This window comes from Mesorhizobium sp. M4B.F.Ca.ET.089.01.1.1 (assembly GCF_004022605.1).
GTDB lineage: Bacteria > Pseudomonadota > Alphaproteobacteria > Rhizobiales > Rhizobiaceae > Mesorhizobium > Mesorhizobium abyssinicae.
Genome location: NZ_RZOS01001255.1, coordinates 1 through 557, shown reverse-complemented (window position 1 = coordinate 557; position 557 = coordinate 1). Strand labels below are relative to the sequence as shown.

Here is a 557-nt window from a genome sequence, read left to right as displayed (position 1 = left end):
GTTCCTCGCTGCTGAGTTGATCGGCGCCGGTGGCGATCACCAGTTCGCCAAGCTGCTGCACCTTTCGCGTCTTGAGCTCCCGCGCCTTGTCTTCCAGTGCTTTCATTTCGGCGTCGAAGTCTCGGGGTTTGCGCATGGCTGTCTCCATCGATTGGCGATGCGGCGATGATAGGGGAGCGCCTGCCGGAAGGCTTCAGGGTCGCCGAGACAGCCCGGGACGGGCTGGTCCATCCCGAGAATTTTTCGAGGGAGGGCGCGCTTATACGTCGTGCCGACGTGCGCTTCGACGTGCAAATGATCTGTTCGCGATGGCGATCTATCATCTTCACGTCAAGGTCATTGGCCGCAAGGCAGGCTCGAGTGCAGTGGCGTCAGCGGCCTACCGCTCGGCTTCGCGGCTGCGTGACGAGCGAATTGAACGCACTCATGACTTCTCGGCCAAGCGCGGTGTCGTGCATTCCGAGGTGATGCTGCCGGAGAATGCGCCGGAAGCCTGGAGCGACCGCGAACGGCTGTGGAACGACGTCGAGGCGTTCGAGCTGCGCAAGGATGCGCAG

General features: G+C 62.5%; 2 protein-coding genes. One reads left to right on the top strand and one right to left on the bottom strand.

From position 1 onward, the window contains the following. On the bottom strand, positions 1-136 hold a 136-nt coding region (traD, locus tag EN780_RS37035), incomplete at its 3' end, for a conjugal transfer protein TraD (RefSeq protein ID WP_145971053.1). Positions 137-308: 172 nt separating this feature from the next. Between traD and EN780_RS37030 the strand changes: the two genes are divergently transcribed. After that, positions 309-557 (top strand): MobA/MobL family protein (locus EN780_RS37030; RefSeq protein WP_133372993.1); only part of this gene is annotated, 249 nt, incomplete at its 3' end.